Consider the following 26365-nt stretch of genomic DNA (forward strand, 5'->3'; position numbering starts at 1 on the left):
TAATGGGAACTCGATTATGAAATATTGGTGGGTAAATCACAAACGGACATTCTCACAGGAAATTCGCGGAGGCTTTAATTACCTTTTCTGACGAAGGCGAAATTATCTGCACAGATAGCGATATTGAACATCTATTACAAGACCTCAATATCGATTTAAATAAAAATGTCGGCTCATTCAGTGTTAAACAGCTCAAATATTTACATTATCATCAGCACCATATCTTTGGGTCACCACTCAAAAAAATCCAACCACCAGCAACATCTCCCTAATGCATTGAATCAATTGACTCCCCAAGGATCGGCATAACTAAATGAACCACTCTCATCCCCCAGAAATGACCCTGCGCGAGACGCGCGATGGATCGCACACCCTCATGCGCACCGACCTGGACGAGAGCTACCACTCGCTCCACGGCGCCCTGACGGAATCTCAGTACGTGTTCCTCGATCAAGGGCTGCACCGCTGTCCCACACCTCCCGCGGGCCAACCGGTCCACATTTTGGAAATCGGGCTCGGTACCGGCCTCAACGTGCTGCTCACCGCCCTGGCTACGGCATCTCCCGACAACCCGCCCGTCGTCATGGTCAGCCTGGAACCGATTCCCGTTCCGGAATCCCTGATCGCCCACCTGAACTACCCGGACAAACTGCCCGATGCAACCCGAGCCAAAAACCTGCTCCGGCAAATCCACGCGGGACCCTGGTCTCGCCCGTTCCCGCTGGGTGACCGTTTCACGCTCCGCAAGGAACAAACGACGCTCGAGGCGTTCGACGCCCCGCTGGAAAGCTTCGATCTGATCTATTTCGACGCCTTCGCACCCAACAAACAGGCCGAGATCTGGTCGTCAGATAATTTGACGAAGTGTCGGAAATATCTTACACCTGGCGGCTTGCTGGTGACCTACTGCGCCCAAGGCCAGTTCAAACGGAATTTGAAGGCCGCCGGCTTCGAGGTGGAAGCCCTGGCAGGACCTCCGGGGAAAAAACAAATGACCCGCGGTTGGAAAAGGGACTGATCGACAAGCCCCGAACACCAAGGGTTCCGAGCACCCGCATGTCATTGTCATCCGAGACAATTCGGAACGACCTTCAAGCAGCCATCGTCGTTCGGTTATGCGTCTCGAGGGGCTGGCCCCCACCAGCTCTCTCGCATCGAGCAAATATCTCCAAGTAAACGCGTTAACACAACGCAGCGCCTCAACCTCGGCAGCGATTGGCAAAGCCTTTGCCCTGTAATTCGGATCGGCCAGGCCCAGACGGGCAAGCTCGGCCATCCCCCAGGACAGAGGCCTCGATTCGTGATTCATTACTTTGCATACCTTTTGACCGCGTTCGGTCTGGGCCAGCTCATGTCGCACAGCGATTGTAAAGCCGCGCGCTTTCCCGGACTCTACACCTTTGCAGGCATCCTGCTGATGCCGCTCATGTTGTTCGGGTTGGACACCCTGCTTGCGCTGCCCTCGAGTTGGGGTGCGGCGATCATCGCAGCCCTCGCGTTCGGCGGCTATGCCCTGCCGCTCGTTCACACCCGCCTCGAAGGCACCGCCACCCTTCCGCGCAAACTCCTTCGATACCCCCCGTTCTGGGCGGCACTGGTGATCGGCTTCCTGCCCGCGTCGTACATGCCCCACCGCATGTCCCATCCGGACGAGTTCTTTCACTGGCTGTTGATCCCGCGCCTCTACGACGCGGCCGACACCATCACCTCCCCCAGCCTGTACCTCCCGGAAACCGCGGATCGCCTGCCCGGCTTGCCCCTGTTGCTGCTTTTCGCCTGCAAGCTCCTCGAACAACCGTTCTCGGCCGAATCGGCACTCCCCGGCCTGTTCGCCATGGGCTCCGCCACCCTCGCGGCGGTCTACGACCTGTGCCGGCGCCTGCTGTTTCCCACGCACCGCCACGACATCGGCCTGGCTTGGCTGGTGTCCTGCGCCGCCTCGACCTGCCTCCTGATCGGCAACCCCTTTCCCTACCAGGTACTCGTCGCAAGTCCGCTGCAACAGGTGTTGGTGCTTTCGCTCTTGCTGGTCCTCGCCATGATTCGCGAGCCGGCGGGCATCCTGCGGTGGTTGCCCGTACTCAGCCTGTGCCTCGCCATGGGCTTTCTATTGAGCAAGACCTTTCTTCCGGTAGGCATGCTGATCTGGGGATTCCTGGGCGTCGTACTCTGGCGATTCGGAAAACGAGCCCGAACCCGTTGGCTCCAATGCGCCTTGCCCACCCTCGCCGTGTGGCCGGCTTGGACGGTGGTCAGGCAGGGGTTCCCCCAAAGCGAATCCGTACAGGCCCTCACCGCATCGGGTCTCGCCTTTTTCGGCAGTCACGCGACGGATGCCGCCGCATCTTTCCAGGGGAGCCATCCACTCGGCGCACTGCTGCAGCCGGCCACCCTCATCACGCCCCTCGCCGCCTGGATCTGCTGGCGTCTGCGCGACGAGTTACGTGATCACACGATTCGCATCCTGACGCTTCTGGCAGCCCTGGTTCCGGTCTGGTTGATCGCCGTGCTGTGGTTCCCGCTGCAGACACCGCCCGGCCAGCCGATCACGACCGCAACCCTGCTTGGCGATTTGATGGTGGTCTGGCGCTCGGCAGGGCTGGTCTGTGTGTTCCTGGCTTGGATTCTGTTCCGCAACCGGTCGCGACGCCTGGGCGGAGATTCACAAAAACTGACGTCGCCGAAAGTCCGGCTTCGCCCGATCCTGCTCTCCAGCGCGGCCTCCATGCTCCTGCTCGGCCAACTCGGGTTGACCGCGGTTCGGCAGATCGATCGCCCCATGGACCCACTGGTCTACCAGGCCGGGCCCGACTTCCTTCACCATATGCGGCAATGGGGACCAAATCGTCCCAAGGTATTGCTGATCGACCAAAATCCAGCGAGCAGCGGCTGGCTCCGAGCCCGCTACATCCGCATCCAACCAACGTTGGTACCCGCGTTCGATCTCAGTCCCTACAGCCGCTTCACCATGTCGGACGTCGCCACGCCCGCCTATTTCCGCGAGCAGGAGGCGCTGCTTTCCCTGTTTCTCGAGCAGGACGTCCTGTGGGTGATCTCCACGGATCGGCACATCGATCGCGTCCTCGGCCAACTCGCCTCGTTTCCGAATCCCCCGCGTGTGTACTACGACCCCTACCTCTACCACGCCAAACGCAACCCACCCACCACGCCGACCTCATCCATCAAACAGGAAAGGCGGGCCCGGTCGAACCAGAACCCGCCTTTTTAAACGACGTGACATTCAATCAGTGCGTTACTTGATTTCGAGCAACTCGATTTCGAAGATCAGCAGGCTGTTGGGCGGAATGTTGGGGGTACCGCGCGATCCGTAGCCCAGGTCGGCAGGGATGAACACTTCCCATTTGGAACCGGCGGGCATTTCGACCAGGGCTTTCTGCCAGCCCTGAATCACGCCACGGAGACCGAACTCGGCCGGCTGGTTGCGCTTGTAGCTGCTGTCGAATTCGGTGCCGTCCATCAAGCTGCCCTTGTAGTGCACCTTCACGCGACTGTCCAAGGTGGGTTTGGCACCGTCGCCCTCTTTGATGACGCGGAACTGAATGCCGGACTCGAGCGTCTGAACACCGCTCTTCTTCTGGTTCTCGGCAAGGAACTTCTCGGCCTTTTCCTTGTTCTCGGTCATCTCGCGCTCGCGTCGAATGCGGGCCTTTTCCATCGCGTATTGACGCAGTTGGGTCATCAGCTTTTGCGTGGTTTCCTGGTCCAGTTTGTTCTTCGAGGCCAGACCGTCCTTGAAGCCCACGATGAACTCATCCAAATCGATTTCGATCGAGTCACGGCTCAGGCCTTCGCCATATTGCTGACCCAGGAGATAACTCGTTTGTTTTAAATCAGGAGCGGGCGTCTCGGCTTTCTTCGCGGGATTCTGGGCGTCAGCGCCACCCTGGAACAAGAACACCGTGAGCAGCACGGTGGTGAACGTATGCATCATGTTTTCCTTCCTTACGCTAGTTCGTGCCCATCCAGAAACGGGCGACCGCTTTCAACCGAAGCAGTCCGGTCGATTGGGCACGCGATCAAGACGTCTGGTGCCGTGCCGCATTTGGGAACGAGACCTTTTAGCCTAAAGTGTGCGATTCGGGTGGATGGTATCGTGCAAGATGTTGGAGCAAAACGTGTTGGGGCGAGCGGAGGCGTACTTGGAAAGTACGTCGAGCATCGCCACGATACGTTGCAGCCCAACAGGTTGTGCGAGAGCGCCGCTAAGAATCGCTCAATTTAGGTTTAGATCTGGCGTTCCATAAAAACTGTCCTTTCTGGATGAAGACTGGTTCGTGACCCTCGCCACGAATGCCGGCAAGCCACGGGTTTGTGGTCTCGGAAGGGAATTCTATCACCCGGGCCGTGGCGACCCGCAACAAAAGCGACATAATAGAAAATGCGGTGGGGTGAATCACGATCTTCCAACCCCATTTTTGACGGCGGCGCCCATGTTCTTCGAACGCCGAGAACACCCACCCAAAACCGAACCAACAACCCCAATACTCAAAACAACTTACATTCAGCCATGCAACACCTGGCAGAACGCGTTTCGAGAGGCCGTCACGATCGCGGATTCCATGCCAATATCGCCAAAAGCCCCGAATCAAATCACAGCACCGCGCTTGCACATCGGCTCGATGAAGGTAAAATCAGGATTTATTCTGGAACAAGCGCTACCCGCGGGGAGGCAAACATGAACCAGCCCGCAGTCAATTCAACCCAGGATCCAAAGCTCGAACAGGTCATGCAGAGCCGTGTACTCGACCCGAACGATTACTTCGAAAGTGTCGTCGGACCGGTGCTGCACATCATCGGGCAATTCATGGGTAAATCTCGGGTGGCGCTTTCGCTACCCGATCCCGATACTGGCGAACTGGTGATGCAGACCGTGTACGGTCTCACCGTCGAACAGCAGAAACGGGGTCGCTACAAGATAGGCGAGGGCATTACCGGCAAGGTGTTTCAAACCGGTGAAGCGGTACGAATTCTCAACGTCCGGGACGAACCGGAGTTTTTGGACCGGGTCATGGGCCACGGTCTCGAACCCGTCGAGAACAAGGCCTTCATCTGCGTGCCCATCAAGATGGAAAAGCAAGTGATCGGAACCCTGAGCGCCGTCTGCGACATTCCCGACAGCAAGACGCTCGAGGAAGACGAGCGCCTGCTGTCGATCATCGCATCGTTGGTCGTTCAGGCCGTCAAGTTGCGGGATCGCGCCCTGGAAGACCGCAAACACCTGATCGAAGAAAACCTACGCCTCACCGAGCAGCTCAGGGACCGCTACCGTCCCGCCAATTTGATCGGGACCTCCAAGGTCATGAGCGAGGTCTACCAGCAAATCCGTCAGGTCTCCCAAAGTGAGGCGACGGTCATGTTGCTGGGTGAGAGCGGCGTCGGCAAGGAGCTGGTCGCCCACGCGATCCACTACGAAAGCAATCGCGCCAACGGTCCGTTCATCAAGGTCAACTGCGCGGCTTTGCCCGAATCGGTACTCGAGAGCGAACTGTTCGGCCACGAGCGCGGTGCCTTCACCGGCGCCATCAAAACGCGCAAGGGCCGGTTCGAGCAAGCCCATGGCGGCACCTTGTTTCTCGACGAAATCGGCGATTTCTCACCGGCGATCCAAGTCACCCTGCTGCGCATTCTGCAGGAGAAGGAACTGGAACGGGTCGGCGGCGACCGGACCATCAAGGTGGACGTGCGCATCATCGCGGCCACCAACCGCGACCTGGAATCGCTGATGGAGCAGGGCAAGTTCCGCCAGGATCTCTACTACCGGCTGAACGTGTTCCCAATCCACATTCCGCCGCTGCGCGAGCGCAAGACCGACATCCCTCTGCTGTGCGACCACTTCATCGAGAAGTACAACAAGATCAACGGCAAGAATATCCAACGCCTTTCCTCTTCGGCGATCGACATGCTGATGAGCTACCACTGGCCAGGCAACGTGCGTGAATTGGAGAACTGTATGGAACGCGCGGTGCTGCTGAGCCAGAACGACGTGATTCGCACCATCGACCTGCCGCCCACGCTGCAGACCGCCGATGCGACCCACACCAAGACGGAAGGCACCCTGGAAACGGCACTCCAGCGCATGGAACGCGAGCTGATCATGGATGCGTTGATTTCCACCCACGGCAACATGGCCAAGGCCGCCAAGATCCTGGGTCTCACCGAGCGCAAGATGGGATTGCGCGTCAAACGCTACAACATCAATCCCAAAAACATCCGCGCCAAGGGCTATCACACGAAAATGTAGGCACGGCCGATCGGGGCCAACACCCCCGGTCGGCGGAATCCTACTTTTTGGTAGGACCACGCCGGGTGATCCCACTTCGAGACCACATTCACTCTGTTTTTTGCCGCATCATGGCGAATCCCTTCGACGCATAGACACCTCGTTCGTTCGGATGAGTTTCGGCCGCTTCGACGAACGTGCGGTGGGCCCCTCATTTGTTCACTCACTGGGCAAATGCCCCGAAATACGCCGGTTTCAGGCCCAGAAACGGCCATTCCCAAGGGGTTTCCGTGCCGCTCGGCAAGACCGATGCGCCTTCCAGCCAAGCGGGCCGAAGGGGTCCGTCAGGGTACCGTGCCCTAGAAATCCTACGTTTCGGTAGGATTTCTAGGCCGCACCTACACATCCGTAGGAAATTGACCCCGGTGTCAGAACCAGGAACCCCATTCTATTGACGCTCTGCGTCATGGGTCACGGGGTGTAAACCTTTGGTAAACCCCGCTTTCAGGGACAGTAGGTGTCAACTGGACACGATGTGGCACAGTTTCTGCCTTATAGGGAAGCATCGGAAAAAGGCCTTTTTGATTACTCAAACTTTTAAGAGGACATGCCATGGTTCTGTTGAACAAGTGCCTCATCGCCATTTTGGTTTTCTTTTCATCTCCACTGATTTTCGCGCAAGATACTTCTGCCGTTTCAGACGAAATGTTTCGTATCAACAACACTTGGATGATGGTCGCCACCTTCCTCGTCTTTATCATGCACCTCGGCTTCGCCGGCCTGGAAAGTGGCTTCACCCGCGCTAAGAACGCGGTAAATATTTTATTCAAAAACGTTTCCATTCTATGTATTGGCATTTTGGCCTACGCCCTGGTCGGATTCAACCTGATGTATCCCGGCGACCAGTTCGCCGGATCCTTTTTTGGCTTTGCCGGATTTGGCATTGGGGCCGGTTCCGCCGGGCTCACCAGTGCCTACAACGAAGGGTATACCTACTACACCGACTTCCTGTTCCAGGCCATGTTCGCCGCAACCGCCGCCACGATCATTTCGGGTGCGGTCGCCGAACGCATCAAGATGGGTTCCTTCATGCTGTTCGCCACGCTCTACGTCGCGTTGGCCTATCCCATCGTGGGCATGTGGAAGTGGGGCGGCGGCTGGCTGCAGGAACTGGGTTTCCACGACTTCGCCGGATCGACCATCGTGCACGGTGTCGGTGGCTGGGGTGCCCTGGTCGCGGCCTGGATGCTCGGTCCCCGACTGGGTAAGTTCATCGACGGTAAACCGCGTCCCATCGCAGGGCACAGTCTACCGCTGGCATTTATCGGCGCCTTCCTGCTCTGGCTGGGTTGGTTCGGATTCAACGGGGGCTCGGTGCTCTCGGCCGATCCCGGCGCCGTCTCCCTCGTCCTGGTCACCACCAACCTCGCCGCCGCGGCCGGTGCGCTGGGCGCGCTGGTGGTCTCCTATCTGGCCTCCAAAACCTACGATCTGGGCATGGTGCTGAACGGCGTGCTGGGCGGACTGGTCGCCATCACCGCCGGTGCCGACGTGATCGGCCCCACCGGTTCGGTCATCGTGGGCCTGGCAGGCGGCGCCCTGGTCGTGCTTTCGATGCTGGCCATCGACCGCATGGGCATCGACGACCCGGTGGGCGCGGTTTCGGTCCACTTGGTCTGCGGCGTCTGGGGCACCCTGGCCGTGGGTATCTTCGGCAAGGCCGACCCCGCCGTCCTGGGCTACAGCCTCTCCTTCACCAATCAGCTCATCGGTGTGGCGGCCTGCGGCGTCTTCTGCGCCATCGTCTCCTTCGTCTTCCTCACCGCCGTCAAGATGATTGCCGGCCTGCGGGTTGACCAAGAAGAGGAACTGCACGGGCTGGATGCGGCCGAACACGGCATCGAGGCCTACAGCGGCCTGCCGTTTTCCGCACCGAACTAGGATCGAATCGGGCGCGCCACGCGCCAACGCTTGATACCTCCGGAGGCCGGGCCTAGAGGCCGACCCACCTCGAGCCCGGTCTCCACCCCTCCATCCATCGCTTCATCGCTCTTTGAAAACCGTCGCCAAGGTGATAGCCCTTCAGGCCATCGAGGCCGATCGGCGGCGGATCAGCACGGGGTTCACCCCCCGTCGCCACGCGGGCCCTGACGATCGCGACAGAGCCCGGCCCCAATTCCTGGCCTCCCGCCGCGTGACCGACCCTGACCCGGTCATGCGCATTTCGGTTGCCGCTCGGGGACCCCCATCCCCCCAACGCCCCGAGCGGCGCCTCCCCCCCTCTCGAGCTCCCGTCGAAATCAGACCGAACAGGTGGATTTCGGCCTCCGGCACCGAACGTCTCCGCAAGAGGCACCCGAGAAAGAAGATTCCATTTTCAATCCCATCACAAGGAAGCACTCCATTGATCCAGGTTGGCAATTCAAACGACAAGCCCCGGTACAACCGGTCACGGGTTAATCGGAACCCGGATCGAGACGTCCGGTGGCACCAGCGGCGACAGAGACGCGCCCCCACCGCGTCGTTCGCGCGCGGGACGGTTCGCCATCCGTCCGCCGTCGCAGGCCAACTCGGAAATTTGACCCCATGTATGTCAGGTGTGGCCCAAGCAATCACCATGGACATACTCCTTCCTTTTGCCGCCGATGTTCCGGTTCATCGGCGGCATTTTTTTCCTCGGGACCCAAAACCTCTCGGAACGAACGGCGCTCCCCAGACGAGGGCTCCATTCCCCCACCCCCCGCGGACCGCGACGGAACCACCCGTGACCGGACACGTCGGCGCACCGCACCAGACGGACATGCCCCTCGGGCATGCACCGAACACCATAGGAAGGAAGAGTCGCGATGACTGAACGCATTCATCATTTTTCCGACATGGCGGGCGGGGCTCAGCAACTCGATGCGAGCCACCCCAGCGTCCAGCGAAGCCAATCGGCCTCGCAACAACCCCAAACCCCCCAACCCACGCGCCCACCCTTCCGAATATGGGACGAGCCGTCCAGTGCCTGTGGCGTCGGTTTCGTCGTGAGCCGTCACGGCAAGGCGGACCGCGAGACCTTGAACCATACCCTGCGCGCGCTCAAAGCGGTCGAGCACCGCGGCGCCTGTGCCGCCGACCGCATCAGCGGCGACGGTGCCGGCATCATGACCGACATCCCCTTCGACCTGCTGGAACGCGAACCCGGCCAGGTGGCCGTGGCCATGATGTTCCTGCCCAAGGACCTCGACAAACGCTATTACATTCGGAGCCTGATCGAGAATACGTTCGGCTTCCTGGGCATGCGGATCAGCAGCTATCGCACGGTCCCGGTCAACGAAGAGGTTCTGGGCCCGATCGCGAAAGCCTCCATGCCGCACATCGAGCAGGCGATCATCGAGCGCCCGCGTTTCTGTCGCACGCGCCAATCGTTCGACCAACTGCTCTACCGCGCCAAACAACTGCTGCGCTCCAAGGCCTGGGGCGAGGGTCTCAAGGGCCATTATTTCTTCTGCTCCCTCTCGACCCAAACCATCGTGTACAAGGCGCTGACCCGGGCCGACGAGCTCTCGGAGCTCTATCTGGACCTGCAGCATCCGGACTACCGGACGCGCTTCGGGCTGTTCCACCGCCGGTTCAGCACCAATACCAGCAGCACCTGGGACAAGGCCCAGCCCTTTCGCGCGGTCGGCCACAACGGAGAAATCAACACCATCGCGGGCAACAGGTCCTGGAGCTTTTCACGCGAGATGTCGCTGGGCCTTCCCGAGGGCGAGTTGATCACGCATCGCGACATCAGCGATTCCGGCAGCCTCAACGAAATGGTCGAGGCCCTCAAGTTCCGTAGTTCCATCACGAAGATGGGTGAAATCCTGGCGATCATGATTCCGCCGGCGCGTGGCAGCAATTCGTTCTACAAATTTTGGAGCAGGGCCATGGAGCCCTGGGACGGCCCGGCCCTGGTGGCCTTCAGCGATGGCGAAACGGTCGGCGCCCGCCTGGACCGCAACGGTTTCCGCCCCTGCCGCTGGGCCATGACCAAAGATTATTTCTTCCTCGCTTCCGAAGCCGGTCCCTATCTCCTCGACGAGACCGAGATCGAGGCCAAGGGCTCCTTGGCGGCGGGCGGCAGCGTGTCGATCGACCTTCCGACGGGTGAGGTGGATTTCGACGACCCCGGCGATTCGACCGAGTACCGCAACGTGGCCTTCGACCCGCGCCTGGTGAAGCTGCGCGAAGTGGAAACGGCGATCGAACCGCTGCACTTGGACAAGATGAGCCTGTTCCGCTACACCCACGACGATCTGGACAAGATCCTGTATCCGATGATCCTCAACGGCAAGGAACCGATCAGCTCGATTGGCGACACCGCACGCCCGGCCATGTTCTCCGATCAGCCCCGTTCCTTTTTCGACTACTTCTATCAAAACTTCGCACAGGTCACCAACCCGCCACTGGACTACCTGCGCGAACGCAACGTGACCGACCTGACCACCTACCTGGGCAAGCGCCCCAACATCTTCGCACCCAAGGAACTGATTCCGCCGATGGAAGGCATCGAGCTGTCCAGCCCGATCCTGAGCCTCTCGCAAATGGCCTGGTTCGACAAGATCCAGCGCGACGAAGAGGAGGAAGCCGAGGCCTATCACCAGATCGACACCATCTTCGAGCGCGCCAGCGGTGCCGAAGGCATGATTCGTCGGCTGGACGAAATCGAACAGGAAGCCATCCTGGCCGCCAAGAACGGAGCGACGATCCTGATTCTGACCGACCGCCACACCGACTACACCCGTCCACCGATTCCCAGCCTGCTGGCCCTGCGGACCGTGGTCAACGCGCTCAACAAGCGCGGTCTGCGTTTGGCCGCATCGGTGCTGGTCCACAGCGGGGAAGTGCGCAACACCCACCACGTGGCCGCGCTGGTGGGCTTCGGCGCCGCGGCGATCTGTCCCTACCTGGCCCTCGAGATCGCGCGCTACGAGAACAACCCCAAGTTGAACCGGCTGGATCCCAAGACCAAGGAACGCCAGTTGATCATGGCCCTGGAGAACGGGCTGCTCAAGATCATGGCGAAAATGGGCATCTCGGTGGTGCGAAGCTACCAGAGTTCCAAGCTGTTCACGCCGCTGGGGCTCTCCAAGGAGCTGGTCACCGAATTTTTCCCGGGCCTCGCCAGCCCGCTCGGCGGCCTGGATCTGAGCCACATCGCCCACGACATTCTGGTACAAACCGAAGGCCTGCCCCGCGACGGCGCCCCGGCCAAACTGCCCCGCACCTACCAGTTCAAGGAGCACAACAAGGGCCTGGTGGGCGAGAAACACAGCATGACCAACACCCGTTCCAAAATCGTGCACGAACTGGTGCGCGAGAAAGGGCTGAATCTCGGCGACATGGCGCTCTACCAGGAGTACCTGAAGCTGGGTCATCGCGACGAACCGGTCAACCTGCGCCACCTGCTCGAGCTGCGCCAAGCGGAGGAGCCCCTTGCCAAGGACGAGGTGGCCGACGCCTCGCACATCCTAAAAACCTTCGGGTCCGGGGCGATGTCGTTCGGTGCCATCAGTGCCGAATCCCAACGCGACATCTTCATCGCCATGGAGCGCATCGGCGGTCGCAGCAACAGCGGCGAGGGCGGGGAAAACCCCTACTACGAAAGCGACGGCGTCTCGGCGACCACCAAACAGATCGCTTCCGGGCGCTTCGGGGTGACGGCCCGCTACCTGGCCGGAGCCAAGGAATACCAGATCAAGATCGCCCAGGGCGCCAAGCCGGGCGAGGGTGGCCAGCTCATGGGCGTCAAGGTCACGGTCGACATCGCCCACGCGCGCCACACCAATCCCGGCGTCGACCTGATCTCGCCGCCACCGCTGCACGACATCTACAGCATCGAGGACCTGAAAGAGTTGATCTACCAGCTCAAGCAGTTCAATCCCCAGGCAAAGGTCGGGGTCAAGCTGGTCTCCGGCGCCCACGTGGGTACCATCGCCGTCGGCGTCGCCAAAGCCGGTGCGGACATCATCCACATCTCCGGCGGGGACGGCGGCACCGGCGCCGCCCCGATCAGCTCGATGAAACAAGCGGGCCTACCCTGGGAACTGGGCCTGGTGGAAGCGCACCGAGCCTTGGCGGAAAACAACTTGCGCGACCACGTCGTCCTGCGCACGGACGGTGGCCTGAGCACGGGACGCGACATCGTGTTGGCGGCCCTGCTGGGCGCGCAGGAGTTCGATTTCGGCAAGCTGTTGCTGGTCGCGGAAGGCTGCGTCATGGCGCGCATCTGCGAGAAGAACACCTGCCCCACCGGCATCGCGACCCACAACCCCAAGTTCAAGAAGAAGTACAAGGGCACGGCGGATCACGTCGTCACCATGCTGACCTATATCGCCGAACACGCGCGCGAGCTGCTGGCCTCCCTGGGTTTCAAGAGCCTGCAGGAAGCGGTCGGACGCACGGACAAGCTGGCGATCGACCCGCGCCACCAAGACCTGATCCAGGCGCGCGGGTTCGATTTGGACTACTTCCTGCGGGATCCCCTTCCCGTGCGCGAGCCGGGCGAGAACCTGTTCTTCGACGGTGTCAACCCGCTCAACGCCCGGATCGTCACCGAGTCCTGGGACGAAGGTCGCGACCTGCAGGAAACCCACCTGACCTACAACATCCAAAACACCGATCGCGGCGTCCTGGCCACGCTGGCCGGCAGCATGGCGCGCAAATCACACGAGCTGCACATGGCCGGCACGTCCAAAGGCGTGGTACACCACGAGCGGAGCCGTCCGTATCGCGACAAGTTCATGGTCTTCCGCGGCAGCGCCGGACAGGGTTTCGGCGCCTTCATGGTGGAGGGCCTCAACGTGACCCTGTGGGGCGAAGCCAACGATGCGGTGTGCAAGTCCATGAGTGGCGGACGCATGGTGATCCGTCCAAGCGCCCGCACGGCATTCCCTCCGGAGCAGAACGCCATCATCGGCAACTGCGCGTTGTACGGCGCCACCGGCGGCACCCTGTACATCCACGGGCGGGCCGGCGATCGCTTCGCCGTGCGCAACAGCGGCGCCCTGGCCGTGGCCGAGGGTGCGGGATTACACGCCTGCGAGTACATGACTTCCGGCGTTGTCATTCTCCTGGGCCCGACCGGTAACAACGTGGGCGCGGGCATGACCGGCGGAACCCTGTTCCTGTACGGCCAGCAGAACCGCGAGATCAACCGCGAGTACCTCACCGAGGCGGCCCTGGACAGCAACGACGAAGCCCTGCTCCGCCAGAGCCTCAGCGGCTATCACACCGAAACGCAAAGTACCGTGGCCTCGGATATCCTGAAGCATTGGGAAACGCACCGCTATCGTTTCACCAAATACCTGCCGGTCGGCATGGTCGAAGCCCGCGAGTTTCCTCGTGCGGTGGAGGGATGATGCGCGGCTGATCAGCGTCGGGGTTCGGTGCAGGCCGGGCCCCATCTCCTTGGAGGATGCCGTGAACGAGTTTTGAGCACAGCCAGCTTGACCTGTCGGGGATGGTCGCGTGCGGCTCCATAAACAGGTCGACACAATGAAGTCGACCACGCGATACGCCATACCCGGCCGTAGCCAAGATGTTCGAAGTCCCCGTCTGAAGAGAGAGGCGTCGTGGCAGTAGGTTGGGCAGGGGCGGTAAACCCGCTGGGCCGACATGTCGAAGCAACCCAAGCAACAGCAATCAATTGCGCCAAAGAGCGAAGCCGCTCAATTCCCTCACGACCCCCATCGAAAGCCTTAAGGTCCAAGGTTCCCGCATCGTGAGAGCGACGTAAGGCCTGTAGGTTGAGCAGCTTGCTCAACCAATCGAAGCAACTCGTGTAACGACAATCAATTGAGCCAAAGAGCGGAGCACGAAATCTCCCTCGCGCCCCCGATTCGAAGTCGCCAAGTTCAAAGCCCCCGCATCGCGAGAGGGGCATAAGGCCAGTAGGTTGAGCAGCTTGAGGCTGTGTGAAAACGTCGAAAATGGACTGAATTCGGTTTGGCTGCATTGGGTAAGTCCTCTAAATTCAATTCGATTATCCAAAAAACAATATACGCGAGCCATGTTTTCACACGCTCTCAGCTTGCTCAACCAATCGAAGTGACGCCGGTCTCGATGGGTCGTTGAGTTCGAAGAGCGAAGCACGAGACCTCCTTGATACGCCAAACTCGAAGCAAGGCAACTGGGGAATGCCCGCCTCGAAAGAGAGTCGCCGCGCCAGGTAAGTCCATCAGGGGCGTTAAGCCCGTCGGTTGGATTCGCCGATGTCACGCAAACCCGGTGATTTCGAATGTTTTGAGAGGCACATACTACCGCGACGGCGTCGCTCTTCGAAAAGAGTGTCGATGCGTACCTTGGTCACTTCGAAGTGTCGGCCCAGCGGGCCAGCCTACAGGCCCAACGAATCTCTCCGCACGCTGGCTCCTTGTACGCTCGCTCTTCGATGAACGGGGATGAGTGGACCTCGACGCTCCGCTCTTTGGCTTGCGGTCATGTCGTATGCATAACGACTTCGAAGCGTCGGCCCAGCGGGCCAGCCTACTGCAATGGCTAGTCTCTCGGCGATACTGGAACTCCTGAATGACTAACTTCGATTGGTGGAGCAAGCTGCTCCACCTACAGGCTTTACAACACTCTTTCGGATCCGGGAACTCTCTGTTTGAGCTACTTCGAAGTGTCGGCCCAGCGGGCCAACCTACTGCAATGGCTAGTCTCTCGGGGATACTGGAACTCCGAGATGACTAACTTCGATTGGTGGAGCAGGCTGCTCCACCTACAGGCCTGGTTCCTCTCTAGGATCACGGGCTCTGCCAGCAATGGCCCTTCGACGAACGAGAATCGTTCGGCATCTCGATTTGATCATATATATAAAGGTAAGGGAACGAGAAGGCCGCGAGGGATTGGGGACGGTCCTTCCCTGGTCGAACAACCTACCTCTTAACCGCAGGTTGCCTTTCGCTTGCGCGATGCCGCAAGCACTTTTTCCAATTCAGGGCGGGGTCGTGAGGCAACCAACATGCCGAGCACGCTGTTGCGATAGCCGATCAAATCGGATTCGGATTCGATTCGGGCGGCCTGATTGACGGTTGTTTCCGGTCCTTTCTTTTGATTGTCCCGAGAATCACAGGAGCCTTGCATAGAACTAACCTCTTTACAAATACCACTACGATCGTTTCACAGACATTCATATCAGTAAGGTCACGAGGCTTTGAGATACAGTCTACCAGCCAAAAGAATCGACTTTTACACATTTTTGAAGTTATAGAGTCTTTTTCCTTACCTGGAAATTCTCTCACCGTCGCCGCAGTGTGTCAATCGTCACAAAACCCATCGGCTCATGGGAAAATTCCTTGGGCGCCAAGCCCTATAAGGCCTGCCCACAAAGAAAAAGCACTATATCGCATGTCCCGTTTACAGAGAAGGCAGCGAAATGTGATCAAGCATCGATTTTTGACGCGTATCACAAAAGCACTTCATCGGTACAGGAGCATCGTATCTTCGAAATTAGGAGAAACGATGAAGAAGGAGCTAGTTTCAAATAAGATCTCGGAAATGGAATCGGACACGCGGCCCCATTACTTGAAGAATCCCTCTTCAAACGCCGTCATGGCGATGTCGATCACCCCGAGCCACGACCATTGCGGGCCTTTTCCCACCATTCCCGGATTCCGGCTTGCCCGCGCCACCATTTCGCGGTAAGGTTCTGCCCGTTTTGAGGCAGCCTCTCCTGCCTCCGCCCCGCTCCTCCAGGAGCCGCGAAAGTCGGCCCAAAGGGCCAGGTTTCGCTAAAATGGGCTATTCAGGATTCACCCCCACCACGGCGTCGGCGTTTGCCGGATCGATCCATCCTCGGACATCGATTTCCGCGCAGGGTCGGCCCCTCGTCGGAACCTCCCCTTATGTTCGGATTCACCAAACGCCGCTCCTTCCCGCTCGTGCTCCAGCGGGACCTCACCGAATGCGGCTCGGCCTGTCTCTCCATGATCTTCAAGTACCATGGCTTGAAGAACATTCAGCAGCCCCTGCGGGAAATGACCGCGGTCGGCGCCAGCGGCACCACGCTCTATCACCTGAGTGAGGTCGCGGAACGATTCGGTTTCGAGGCCGACGGCTACCACCTGCAGCATTTCGAATTGCTGCGCGAGATTCCGCTGCCGTGTATCGCCCACTACGAGGGCAACCATTTCGTGGTGATCTACCGCGTCAAGGAAGACCACATCCGCATCGCGGATCCGGCGTTCGGCAAACAGACCCTGACCAAAAAGGAATACTACGAGAAGTGCAACGGCGTGGTGTTGACGCTCAAGCCGCGACCGGACCTCTTTCAGGACGCGGATGTCCAGGAGATCCTGCAACGCACGCAAAAACGCTCGCGCAGTGTCTTCCGCCACTTCTACTGGGATACGCTCAAACCCTTTCGCGGCGTCATCCTGGCGGTGCTGATCACCAGTTTCGTGCTCCAGATGCTGGGTCTGGTGCTGCCGTTCTTCACCCAAACCATCCTCGACCAGGTGCTGGTCCACCAGAACCGCAAGCTGCTGTTCGCCATCCTGGCCGGGCTGGTGGCCGTGTTCACCCTGCGCGTCGGCCTGAGTTACATCCAGAACCTGCTGCTGGCCCAGTTCAAGGTCCAGTTCGAACTCAATTTTTTCAGCAAGTTCTTTTACCACTTCATTCGGCTGAAGATCTCCTACTTCGACGCCCACAAGCGCGAGGACTTCATCAATCGCTTCCACGAGAACCTCAAGATCCGCGGCCTTTTCTCGGCTTCGGTGCTGCAATCGTTCGTGGACTTCCTGTTCTCGATCAACTTCCTGATCGCGCTGTATCTCTACAACACCACCCTGGCCATGCTCGCCTCGCTCATCATCGCGCTCTATCTGGCCGTGACCTTGGTCTACACCCCCATCCTGCGACGTCTCGAGGACAAGATCTTCCACGAGAACCTCAAGAGCATGGGCGGTTTCTTGGATACGCTACTGGGTATCCAGACGGTCAAGCTGATGAGCCTGGAGCGCATCAAGTTCTGGAAGTGGCGCAGCCAATACCGGCGCACGCTCAACAAGGTCCTGGCCTCCGAGCGAACCTATCTGAAGATGAACGCCATGTTGACCAGCCTCAACCTGTTCGGTCGTCTCACGATCTACTGGTACGGCGCCTACCTGGCCTTCGACGGCCACATCACCATCGGTCAGTACGTCGCGTTCATCACCATTTTCGGCATGATCATGATCTCCCTGGACAGCGTCTCCTCCCTCTGGTTCATGGTCACGGAAGCTTCGGTCACCTTCACCAAGCTGAACGACGTGTTGCTGGAAGAAGGCGAACGGGCCGATCTGCTGGTGCAACACAAACAGGTGGTCAAGCCCGATATCGAGCTACACAACCTGACGTTCCGTTACATGCCCGGCGAACCGGAGGCGGTGCTCAGCGATCTCAGCCTGCGCATTCCCTACGGCGAGCGGGTGGGCATCGTCGGTCGCAACGGATCGGGCAAATCGACGCTCCTGAAGCTGTTGGTCAAGATGTATTCGGAATACGAGGGCAGCATCATGGTCAACGGCGTCGAATTGCGCGACATCCACCCGGGCGTGTTGCGCCGCGCCATCTGCATGATCCCCCAGGACCAGTATTTCTTCTCGGGAACCATCAAGGAGAACATCCTCTACGGCAACCCCGATGCAAGCATGGAAGAAGTCATCGAGGCCGCCAAACTGGCCGACATCCACGAGTTCATCAGCCAACTGTACCTGGGGTACAACCACATGATCGGCGAATCGGGCTCCAACCTCTCGGGCGGACAACGACTCAAGATCGGATTCGCCCGCCTGTTCCTGCAGAACCCCGACGTCATTTTTCTGGACGAGGCCAGCAGCTTCCTGGACGTGACCTCCGAGGCGACGATCATGGCCAACCTCACCAAACACTTCCGCGGTCGAACCATCCTCACGATCGCCCACCGCCTGAACACCTTGAAAAACATGGACCGCATCCTGGTTCTGGACAAGGGCCAACTGATCGAGCAGGGCTCTCACCACGCGCTGATCGACCATCGCGGCCTCTATTACGATTTCATCAAGACCTACGTCGACTTCTAATCGGCGAACGACCTCGAGCGAAGGAACCTTCCCGCCGTCACGTTCGCCGCAAAACGCCGGTGCTACAATGATCAAAACCCAACGCGAAACCGCGCCAGCCCCGGTCGGGAGCACACCATGAGCGAACCCGAACACGGTCAGGTCGAGGAGCCCACTCCCAACGACGACATGGACGGCCTGGCCCCGCACCAATACCAGAGCCTCTACGAGGAAGAAGACATTCCGCTGCTGGACCTGCGCGCCAACCTGCACCGCTTCGTGCCTTCCATCGCCCTGTTCTTTCTCTTTTTCCTGGTCATCACCGGGTTCCTCGTCCGCATTCCCCGCGAATTGCGCTACACGACCGTGCTGAAGAGCGCCACGCCCGAGACCATCTACCGTTTTCCGGATCCGGTCTACCTCGAGGAGACCATGGTCCGACCCGGCCAACAGGTGGACGGGGGCGCGCCGCTGATTCGCCTCAGCTCCCCGGAAATCGCCACCCTGATCGCGGCTTACCGCCGCGCCGAACGGGATCTCGACCTCTTCCTGCGCGAGAAGGTTCACGACTACGAGATTCGCCAGGACCTGCTGCATCTGGACATCCGCGACCTGGAAACGGCCATCGAACGGCTGGAACTGCAACGCGCCCAGGACCGCCTGGCCAGTGGCGAACGGCTGCGCAAACTACAGGACCAGTCTCGCCTGGCGAAATCCCGAGCCGAGGCCCGCGCCCAACTCGACAAGGACGCCCTGATCGCCAAGGAAGACTACCTGGATGCCGCGACCCGCGTGCGCACCACCGCGGCCGACCTGGCCCAGGCCAAGCTGGAAAGCCAACGCGATTGGCACCTCCAGGGCCTCGACCTGCGCGCGCTACAAGTTCGTCTGGACCGGACGCGCACCCAACTCGACCTGCTCTGCCAGGATCGAGAAATCAAACGACGCGAGCTCACCCAGACGCTCGAAAACGCCGAAGAAAACCTGCGCCTGCACTACGGACCCACCCGAATATCCGACGGTACGCTCGTCCTGCTCGCCCCCCAGGCCAGCACCGTCAGCTTCGTCTTCGACGGCCAACGCGAAGTGGGCGAGGGACTTATCGCACTGAAACTGCTAAAAAACTCGGCAGATTTGTATGCTTATGCTAAGATCCCACCGCATGACATCGGGCATGTCCGGCCTGGCATGAACCTGATTGTCAAAGTCGACACCTTTCCCCACTATCGATGGGGTTTTGTGAAGGGGACCATTCAGCACCTGAGCTTGGCACCCGACGAAACCGGTGCCTTCCCATTCGAAGTCAGGCTAACGGATCACGGCAAACTCGCTGAGTTGCTCAAGATCGGTATGACTGGCGAGTTGGTGATTCAAGTGGACAATCGCCACTTTTGGGGGCTTGTTTTCGAGGGTCTGCATCAAGAAAGCGATCGATTACTGCGCTAAAAACACAACAGGCGAAAAATCGAACGACACCTATGGAAGCCCAGAACTCAAAACACGGTTTCTTAGGTTAGATACACTTTTTTCCTAATTTTATTTTAAATACTGACCCCGATCACATAATCTTCAAACACCACACCGCAATTTCTCATAATAAACCCATTGAAAAACATTTTTTAATCTGGCATAATCGCCCTTGCTTTAGGTTGCACAATGCAACCGGATTTGCCCTAGATTGATTCCTAATATATTGAAGGCTCCCTTCAGGGTTCTGCTTCAATACACTTTTGGTGATTCATTACTCATTCAAAGCCACAAGGAGACCATGCAATGAGCATCAACCCGAGCGCAACCGCGCAACCCAAACTGATCAAACTTTCCAAGTCCGATCTTCGCTTCATCGCCGGCGGCAACGGTACCGCGAATACCAACGACGATCCGAACGACGAAGCGAGCAAAAAGAAAGTGAAGGTCAAGTAAGACGGTCCTCGAGCCCTTCTATCGGCCTGGTTCCCGCTGGAAAACTAGGAAGTGGGCCACTTGACGTAAGGGAATATTAGGGAGCAACGGCATTCAGCCACGAAGAGGTTCTTCCCCATAGGTTTACACCGGAGGCAGCGCGCGTCACGGCGTAGGAAAGCGAAACCCGCTCGAATTCGACCATTAAAAAATTAGTGCCACGCTGTTTTTTACATTACTTAATAAGCCGGTTTCACGGGAATATCACATACGATGTTCACTATCGCTAAGGCGGTGCCCAAGGCACCGCCTTTTTTTCGTGCCATCCCCATTAAGAAAACAAGCGTTCGGGTTTATGACATATTAATGCTACATTAATATGATTCTAGAACGCGAATTTCTGGTCCTGATAGCCGGCCCCGCCTTCGTCCCGCGCCCTGTCTCGGGTATTTCGCGCGATCGGCACATCGACCCGTCCGCACATGGGCCCTATGGTTTCTTCAACGAACGCATCGGAAGGACGCATGACCGAACACAGCATTTCCAGTGAGCTTCCCGCTCTCTACCGCGCCTTTCTCCCGGAGATCTTTACGGACCCGATCCCGCGCGAGTCGCTGGCCACCTGTGACAACTGCGCCATGTGTGTCGCCGCCGACGGTTCGACGCCGCGATCCGCCAGGTATTTTCTGCCGAATCTCAAATGCTGCACCTTTTTTCCGGATCTGCCCAACTACCTGGTGGGTGCGCTGTTGGCCGACGGTGATCCGGCGCTGGAAGAAGGTCGCGACCGCGTGCGTGAACGCATTCGATCGCGGGTGGGCGTCACACCGTTCGGGGTGTTGCCGCCCAAGAGTTACCACCTCATCTACAATCACGCCGACAACAAGGCCTTCGGGCGGGCCAGCAGCCTGCTCTGTCCCTATTACCATCGAACCCACAACAACTGCACCATCTGGAAGTACCGCAACGCGGTGTGTTCCACCTTCTTCTGCAAGTTCGTGGCGGGCAGCGACGGCAAGAAGCTGTGGAAGGAAGTGAAAGGCTACCTGAGCGAGGCCCAGGCGGTGCTGTCGGCCTACGCCCTCCACCGCCAGGGATACGATGCCGAGCGACTGGCCGAGAATCCTCTGGCCGACCACGAAGAAAAACCCCGTTTGAGCCTTTTCGATCTGGAGGAGACCGCGGACGAGGTGGCCTACGCCAAGACCTGGGGTACTTGGGCGAACCGCGAGGAGCAGCTCTACCTGGCCTGTTTCGAGGAGGTTCGCAAGCTGACCCCGGACCGCTTTCAAAACCTGATGGGGTTCCGCGGCCAGCTCGGTCGGGAAACCCTGGAGGCCAGGCGCCGCCAAGTCATCGAGCCCGAGCTACCGACACGGTTGTGTCGTCGCGGGGCCATCGACAGCAAGCCTTTGGACGGCGATCGAATCCTCATCGACAGCATCAACGGCTTCATCGCCATGCCTCGCCTGGTCATGGATGTTTTGGACCTGTTCGACGGCGTCCGCAGTACGGAAGAGGTGGTCAGCCTGGCCGAAACCCAACTGGGCATCGAACTGGATCACGCCCTCGTCGTGACGCTGTACCAGAACGGCCTGCTGCAGGCTGACGGCTGACGGTGCCGCCGGTGCCTATGGACCGGCGACACCGCGCGAATCATCTTCCGATCCACTCGACCCGAATCGAACTGGCCTCGTTGAGGCCGATGTGGTTGTTGCGCAGGTTGCGATCGTTGCTCTCGAAGACCTCGCTCTTGCCGCGGAAGTTACTGTGCTTGAACAGCGTCACCCGGTAGCCGCGCGGCACCTTGATCGAGCTGAGCTTGTCGTTTCCGAACACGTGTTTGGAGAGATCCTCCACGTCGCCGTGAACGATCGCCTCGAACCCCTGGAAATTCGGCTTCGAAAACAGGATCACCCCGGTTGCGGCGGGGGGAGGACCCGGTCGGTCGACGACGGCGCCAACGCGGACACCGCCCAGGCGCTCGACCCTGACCGAGGATACCCGGTCGTTGCCGACACGGCTGCCGCTGAGATCTTCGTCACTGTGGGAGAGAGTCAGCGGTCGGCCGCCATAGTTGACGTGGGGATAGAGGAGAACGCGAAATCCGCGCGGAACGCGGACCGAGCTGAGTTGGTCGTTGCCGACTTCGGTGGCACGCAAATCGGGGATGTCGTCATAGGCAATGGTGCGTTTGCCGCGGAATCGGCTGTGTTCGAACAGTTCCACACCGTCGGCGACTTCTTCGATCGGCTCCGGATAGACCTCGTCCTCGTGCAGGATGCGTATGGAGGAAGCCCGATCGAGACCGACGACGTTGTCGCGCAAGTTGGGATCGCTGGCGTGAAATTCCTCACTGCGGCCACGATAGTGGCTGTGCTCGTAGAGCACGACCACGTGGCCAGGGGGAACGCGCAACGAGCGCAGGCGATCGTTGCCGATGGTGTTGTCGGTCAGATCGGGGTCGTCGAACGACAAGACTTCCCGCCGTCCCGAATAACCGGTGTCGTCGAACAGGACGACCTTGTCGAAACGATCGCGGACCGGCTTGCGGCCGGTATCGATGTGGAAGGAGGACATTTTCTTGTTGCCCACCGAGGTGCGCACCAGATTGGCGACGTCGTCGTAGAGGACCACCGATTTTCCACCGTAGTCCTTGTCCCGATAGATCGTGACGGTCATCCCGCGCGGAATGCGAACGCTGGAGACCGAATCGTTGCCCAAAAAGGTGTCGCGCATGTTGGTGCGGCCCTCGTAGAACCGCTCGCTCTTGCCGCGGAAGTTGGGCAGGGTGTAGAAAATGACGGGCGGGGGCCGGCCATCGACGCGCTCGACGCGAACGGAAGAAGCCCGATCGTTGCCCAGGCCGGTGCGGCCGAGGTCCCGTTCATCCTCGTAGAGCACCACGAACTTCCCGCGATAGCCGCTGTCCGCGTAGAGCGTCACCTTGAAACCCGGCGGCACGCGGATCGAGCTGACGCGGTCGTTACCGACCACGCTGCCCTTCAAATTATTGCGATCTTCGTTGACGATCTCGCTTCTGCCCCGAAAATCGGCGTGTTCAAAAAGCACCACATTGCCCGCCGCCCAGAGCGGCAGGCCCGAAAAAAACAAGATACACCAGAAAAGCCGGCCTGAAAAAGCCCGCCCGTGCGGGCCTTTGGTGAAATCGCATGGGCCGGTTGTAACGTTGCACGATGCCATGGTGATCCTCCTGAATGTTGATATCGAATCGATCGACGACCTCGAGCCCGATAGGAACTCTGAAAGTGAAAGGTGAGTGCAGGGGTTCGGCGGGAAAGGGGTTGGGGACGAGAAGAAGGTGAACGCCCCAAACGTGAGTCGGAATCACGTCGGCACTTACGGCCTATTACGGGGCGACGGGCAAGTTCCCGGCCAATCAAGACGAAAAGGTGTCGATGGCGTCGATGACCTCGGCGATCGGAAAGCTCTCGGAAAGCGCGATCACCTCGGCAGTCTTACCGATCAGGCCGCCTGGCCGGGCGATGCGGGCTCCGATTTGGGCAACCAGTTTATCCTGCATGCGCACGACCGAATCGCGGTGATTCGGGGACAGGGCGTCCAACAATTGGGCCACATGCCAGGCCATGGCACGCGCCTCCCGCATGCTGAAATCGATCATGACCTCGTCGCTGCGACCACCTACGCGATCCAATACATCGAGCAACGGCGAGGCCTTGCCCAATACGGATTGCAACGCGCCGACCGTGCCTTCCAGGATGTCGTTGAGGGCGCCGAAGTCGCCCTGAAACGCTTCCACCGCGGCGCCGGAGAACACGTCGGCGACCGTCACGCCCAGGTCCAGGTTGATATGTGCGTTCATGCCCAACAGTAGATGTTGGAGAATCGTGGATTTGGGCGCGTCGTCGCCCGCCGCGGCGAAGGCCACCCGCCAGCTCCGGGCCATCGGTTCCCGCTGACGCCAGGACGCGTAGGCCTCGAGGAAGCGGCCGGTGACGGCGGCGGCGAACCGGTCCATGCGCGGTCCGTCCTCGAAGGAGCCCGAGACGATGCCTTCCTGGATCTTGAGAGTCACTTGACGATAGGTTGCGGCAAAATAGCCGAGCGGGCTCGCCGTTTCCTTGGTGTGCAAGACGATTTTCTCCAATTGTTCGAGCACTTCGGCGACGTTCCGGGCTCGCATGACCATGCCTCCTGGCATCGTTGCCGGCGAGGGCCGATCGTTCATCACACACGATCATCGCGGTGCGCGACACGATTCGGATCCGGCTTCGATGAATGACGAGATCTCGTTTCATCCTAGCGCCGAAGCGCACGCCGTCCAACCGCTTTTTGAAGCTGTCCGCCCCGACTCCCAACCCCTCGGCGAGCCGGCTTGACAGGGCACCCCGTCGGGGCTAGAGTCGGCTTAACCCATGTGGAAACCCCGATCTCAGTTTTCGCGCCCGTTCGGGTTCCGGTCAGGCCCGGCAGCCCGCGATGATCTCTCGTTCGCGACCTCGTCTTCCCACGGCTCGGGGCCGGTTCCCGCCCCTACCATCGATGCCGTATTCGGAGGTCGCACCCGGAGGTGGATTCCCTTGGGATTCCACCGCGTTCATCGTGGATCATCGAGACCGAAGCGGCCGCTATCCATGTCGTCGAGCATCGAGGTTTCCCGATTTTCCTAGAGGAGTCGAACATGAAAACTCGCGCAGCGGTGGCCTGGGAGGCCAACAAACCGCTAGAAATTGAAGAAATCGAATTGGAAGGTCCCAAATCCGGCGAGGTGTTGCTGCGCATCGTGGCCACCGGCGTTTGTCACACGGATGCCTATACCCTTTCCGGCGCCGATCCCGAGGGCCTGTTTCCCTCGATTCTCGGTCACGAAGGCGGGGCCATCGTGGTGGAAGTGGGGCCGGACGTGACGTCGCTGAAACCCGGCGACCACGTGATCCCGCTCTACACGCCCGAGTGCCGCACCTGTTCGTTCTGCACTTCCGACAAGACCAACCTGTGCCAGGCGATTCGGGCCACCCAGGGACGCGGCCTGATGCCCGACAGCACTTCCCGCTTCAGCAAAAAAGGCAAACCCATCTACCATTTCATGGGTACCTCCACCTTTTCCGAGTACACGGTCCTGCCTGAAATCGCCGTGGCCAAGATCCGCAAGGACGCCCCGCTCGAAAAAGTCTGCCTCCTGGGCTGCGGCATCACCACCGGCATCGGCGCGGTGCTCAACACGGCGAAAGTCACGCCCGGTTCCACGGTCGCCGTGTTCGGTCTGGGCGGCGTCGGCCTGAGTGTCATTCAGGGCGCGGTGATGGCCAAGGCCGGCCGCATCATCGCCGTCGACATCAATCCCGACAAGTTCGAGTTCGCCAAACAGTTGGGCGCCACCGACTGCGTCAATCCCAAGGAATACGACCAACCGATCCAGAACGTGATCGTCGATCTCACCAAGGGCGGCGTCGACTACAGCTTCGAAGCGGTCGGCAACGTGAACCTGATGCGCGCCGCGCTCGAGTGCTGCCACAAGGGCTGGGGCGAGAGCACCATCATCGGGGTCGCCGGTGCGGGCCAGGAGATCGCCACCCGGCCGTTCCAGCTTGTCACCGGTCGCGTGTGGCGCGGCTCGGCGTTCGGGGGCGTCAAGGGCCGCAGCCAATTGCCCGGTTACGTGGATCGCTACATGGACGGCGAGATCAAGGTCGACGAGTTCGTCACCCACGTGATGGGCCTGGAAGACATCAACCACGCGTTCCATCTCATGCACGAAGGCGAAAGCATACGATCTGTCATCCAATTCTGACAATCGGATGGGACAGTTTCGTGCCCATCGAGAAACGCGCGTGGACGATCCATCGTTCACGCGCGTTTCTGTTTGTAGGGAATCGACCCGGTTCGGTCGTGGCTGCCGGCACCGTCCATGATCGCGGCGAACCGGCGGAAAGTCCCGCGAAGCTTGAATTGACGCGACATTCGAGGCCCGGGCCCACCTGGTTCGTTTCGCGCTCGCGCGGTGGCCGTGGGTTCTCGGATCGCGAAGGACGATCCCGAAGCCGAGGCGTAAGCCGCGCTGGGATGGTTTTTGCTAGCGATTGCGGCTAAGATTCATCAAAAATGATTGCGATTACAGGTTTTTCTTCATTTCGGCGACATCAAATTTCCAAAAATACCGCGCTTCACGATTGCCACAAGGATTTCA

The 26365-nt window shown here is 59.6% G+C and carries 13 protein-coding genes; 10 read left to right on the forward strand and 3 right to left on the reverse strand.

Translation table 11 applies throughout. The features are described from left to right. Positions 1-313: 313 nt before the first annotated feature. The gene (gene mnmC2, locus J3U87_RS09910) at positions 314-1018 is read left to right on the forward strand and encodes a tRNA (5-methylaminomethyl-2-thiouridine)(34)-methyltransferase MnmC2 (protein WP_237382885.1); all 705 of its coding nucleotides are present in this window, start codon (positions 314-316) and stop codon (positions 1016-1018) included. A gap of 282 nt (positions 1019-1300) precedes the next feature. After that, positions 1301-3229, forward strand: a complete 1929-nt coding sequence (locus tag J3U87_RS09915) for a hypothetical protein (protein ID WP_237382886.1) — start codon at positions 1301-1303, stop codon at positions 3227-3229. A 24-nt stretch (positions 3230-3253) separates the two neighbouring features. On the opposite strand, the gene J3U87_RS09920 is transcribed toward J3U87_RS09915, so the two are convergent. Continuing rightward, positions 3254-3952: a BamJ family beta-barrel-assembly machinery protein gene (locus J3U87_RS09920; RefSeq protein ID WP_237382887.1), complete on the reverse strand. Its 699-nt coding sequence runs from the start codon at positions 3950-3952 to the stop codon at positions 3254-3256. Between the two features lie 744 nt (positions 3953-4696). Here J3U87_RS09920 and J3U87_RS09925 point away from each other — a divergent pair. The 7 genes from J3U87_RS09925 (at position 4697) to J3U87_RS09955 (ending at position 21812) form a co-directional block, all read left to right on the forward strand. After that, positions 4697-6262 (forward strand): sigma-54 interaction domain-containing protein, encoded by a 1566-nt coding sequence (locus J3U87_RS09925; RefSeq protein ID WP_237382888.1) that lies wholly within the window; start codon positions 4697-4699, stop codon positions 6260-6262. 684 nt (positions 6263-6946) lie between these two features. Further along, positions 6947-8182, forward strand: coding sequence for an ammonium transporter (locus J3U87_RS09930; protein WP_420038296.1), 1236 nt, complete (start codon positions 6947-6949; stop codon positions 8180-8182). Positions 8183-9087: 905 nt separating this feature from the next. After that, on the forward strand, positions 9088-13629 hold the full coding sequence (gene gltB, locus J3U87_RS09935) for a glutamate synthase large subunit (protein WP_237382890.1): 4542 nt from the start codon (positions 9088-9090) through the stop codon (positions 13627-13629). A gap of 2487 nt (positions 13630-16116) precedes the next feature. Further along, a complete protein-coding gene (locus J3U87_RS09940) occupies positions 16117-18315 on the forward strand; it encodes a peptidase domain-containing ABC transporter (protein ID WP_237382891.1) in 2199 nt (732 codons plus the stop codon). 117 nt (positions 18316-18432) lie between these two features. After that, positions 18433-19740: an HlyD family secretion protein gene (locus tag J3U87_RS09945; protein ID WP_237382892.1), complete on the forward strand. Its 1308-nt coding sequence runs from the start codon at positions 18433-18435 to the stop codon at positions 19738-19740. 327 nt (positions 19741-20067) lie between these two features. Then, the gene (locus tag J3U87_RS09950; protein ID WP_237382893.1) at positions 20068-20217 is read left to right on the forward strand and encodes a hypothetical protein; all 150 of its coding nucleotides are present in this window, start codon (positions 20068-20070) and stop codon (positions 20215-20217) included. Between the two features lie 503 nt (positions 20218-20720). After that, a complete protein-coding gene (locus J3U87_RS09955) occupies positions 20721-21812 on the forward strand; it encodes a hypothetical protein (protein WP_237382894.1) in 1092 nt (363 codons plus the stop codon). Between the two features lie 40 nt (positions 21813-21852). Here J3U87_RS09955 and J3U87_RS09960 read toward each other — a convergent pair whose 3' ends face one another. Together J3U87_RS09960 and J3U87_RS09965 are read right to left on the reverse strand one after the other, a co-directional pair. After that, complete coding sequence (locus J3U87_RS09960; RefSeq protein ID WP_237382895.1) at positions 21853-23310, reverse strand: beta/gamma crystallin-related protein; 1458 nt, start codon at positions 23308-23310, stop codon at positions 21853-21855. 286 nt (positions 23311-23596) lie between these two features. Beyond that, complete coding sequence (locus J3U87_RS09965; protein ID WP_237382896.1) at positions 23597-24361, reverse strand: DUF5995 family protein; 765 nt, start codon at positions 24359-24361, stop codon at positions 23597-23599. A 498-nt stretch (positions 24362-24859) separates the two neighbouring features. On the opposite strand from J3U87_RS09965, the gene J3U87_RS09970 reads away from it, so the two are divergent. Further along, entirely contained in the window at positions 24860-25969 is a 1110-nt protein-coding gene (locus tag J3U87_RS09970; RefSeq protein WP_237382897.1) for an S-(hydroxymethyl)glutathione dehydrogenase/class III alcohol dehydrogenase, read from the forward strand. Positions 25970-26365 lie beyond the last annotated feature (396 nt).

Origin of the sequence: Sulfidibacter corallicola, assembly GCF_017498545.1 — a bacterium.
Taxonomy (GTDB): domain Bacteria; phylum Acidobacteriota; class Holophagae; order Acanthopleuribacterales; family Acanthopleuribacteraceae; genus Sulfidibacter; species Sulfidibacter corallicola.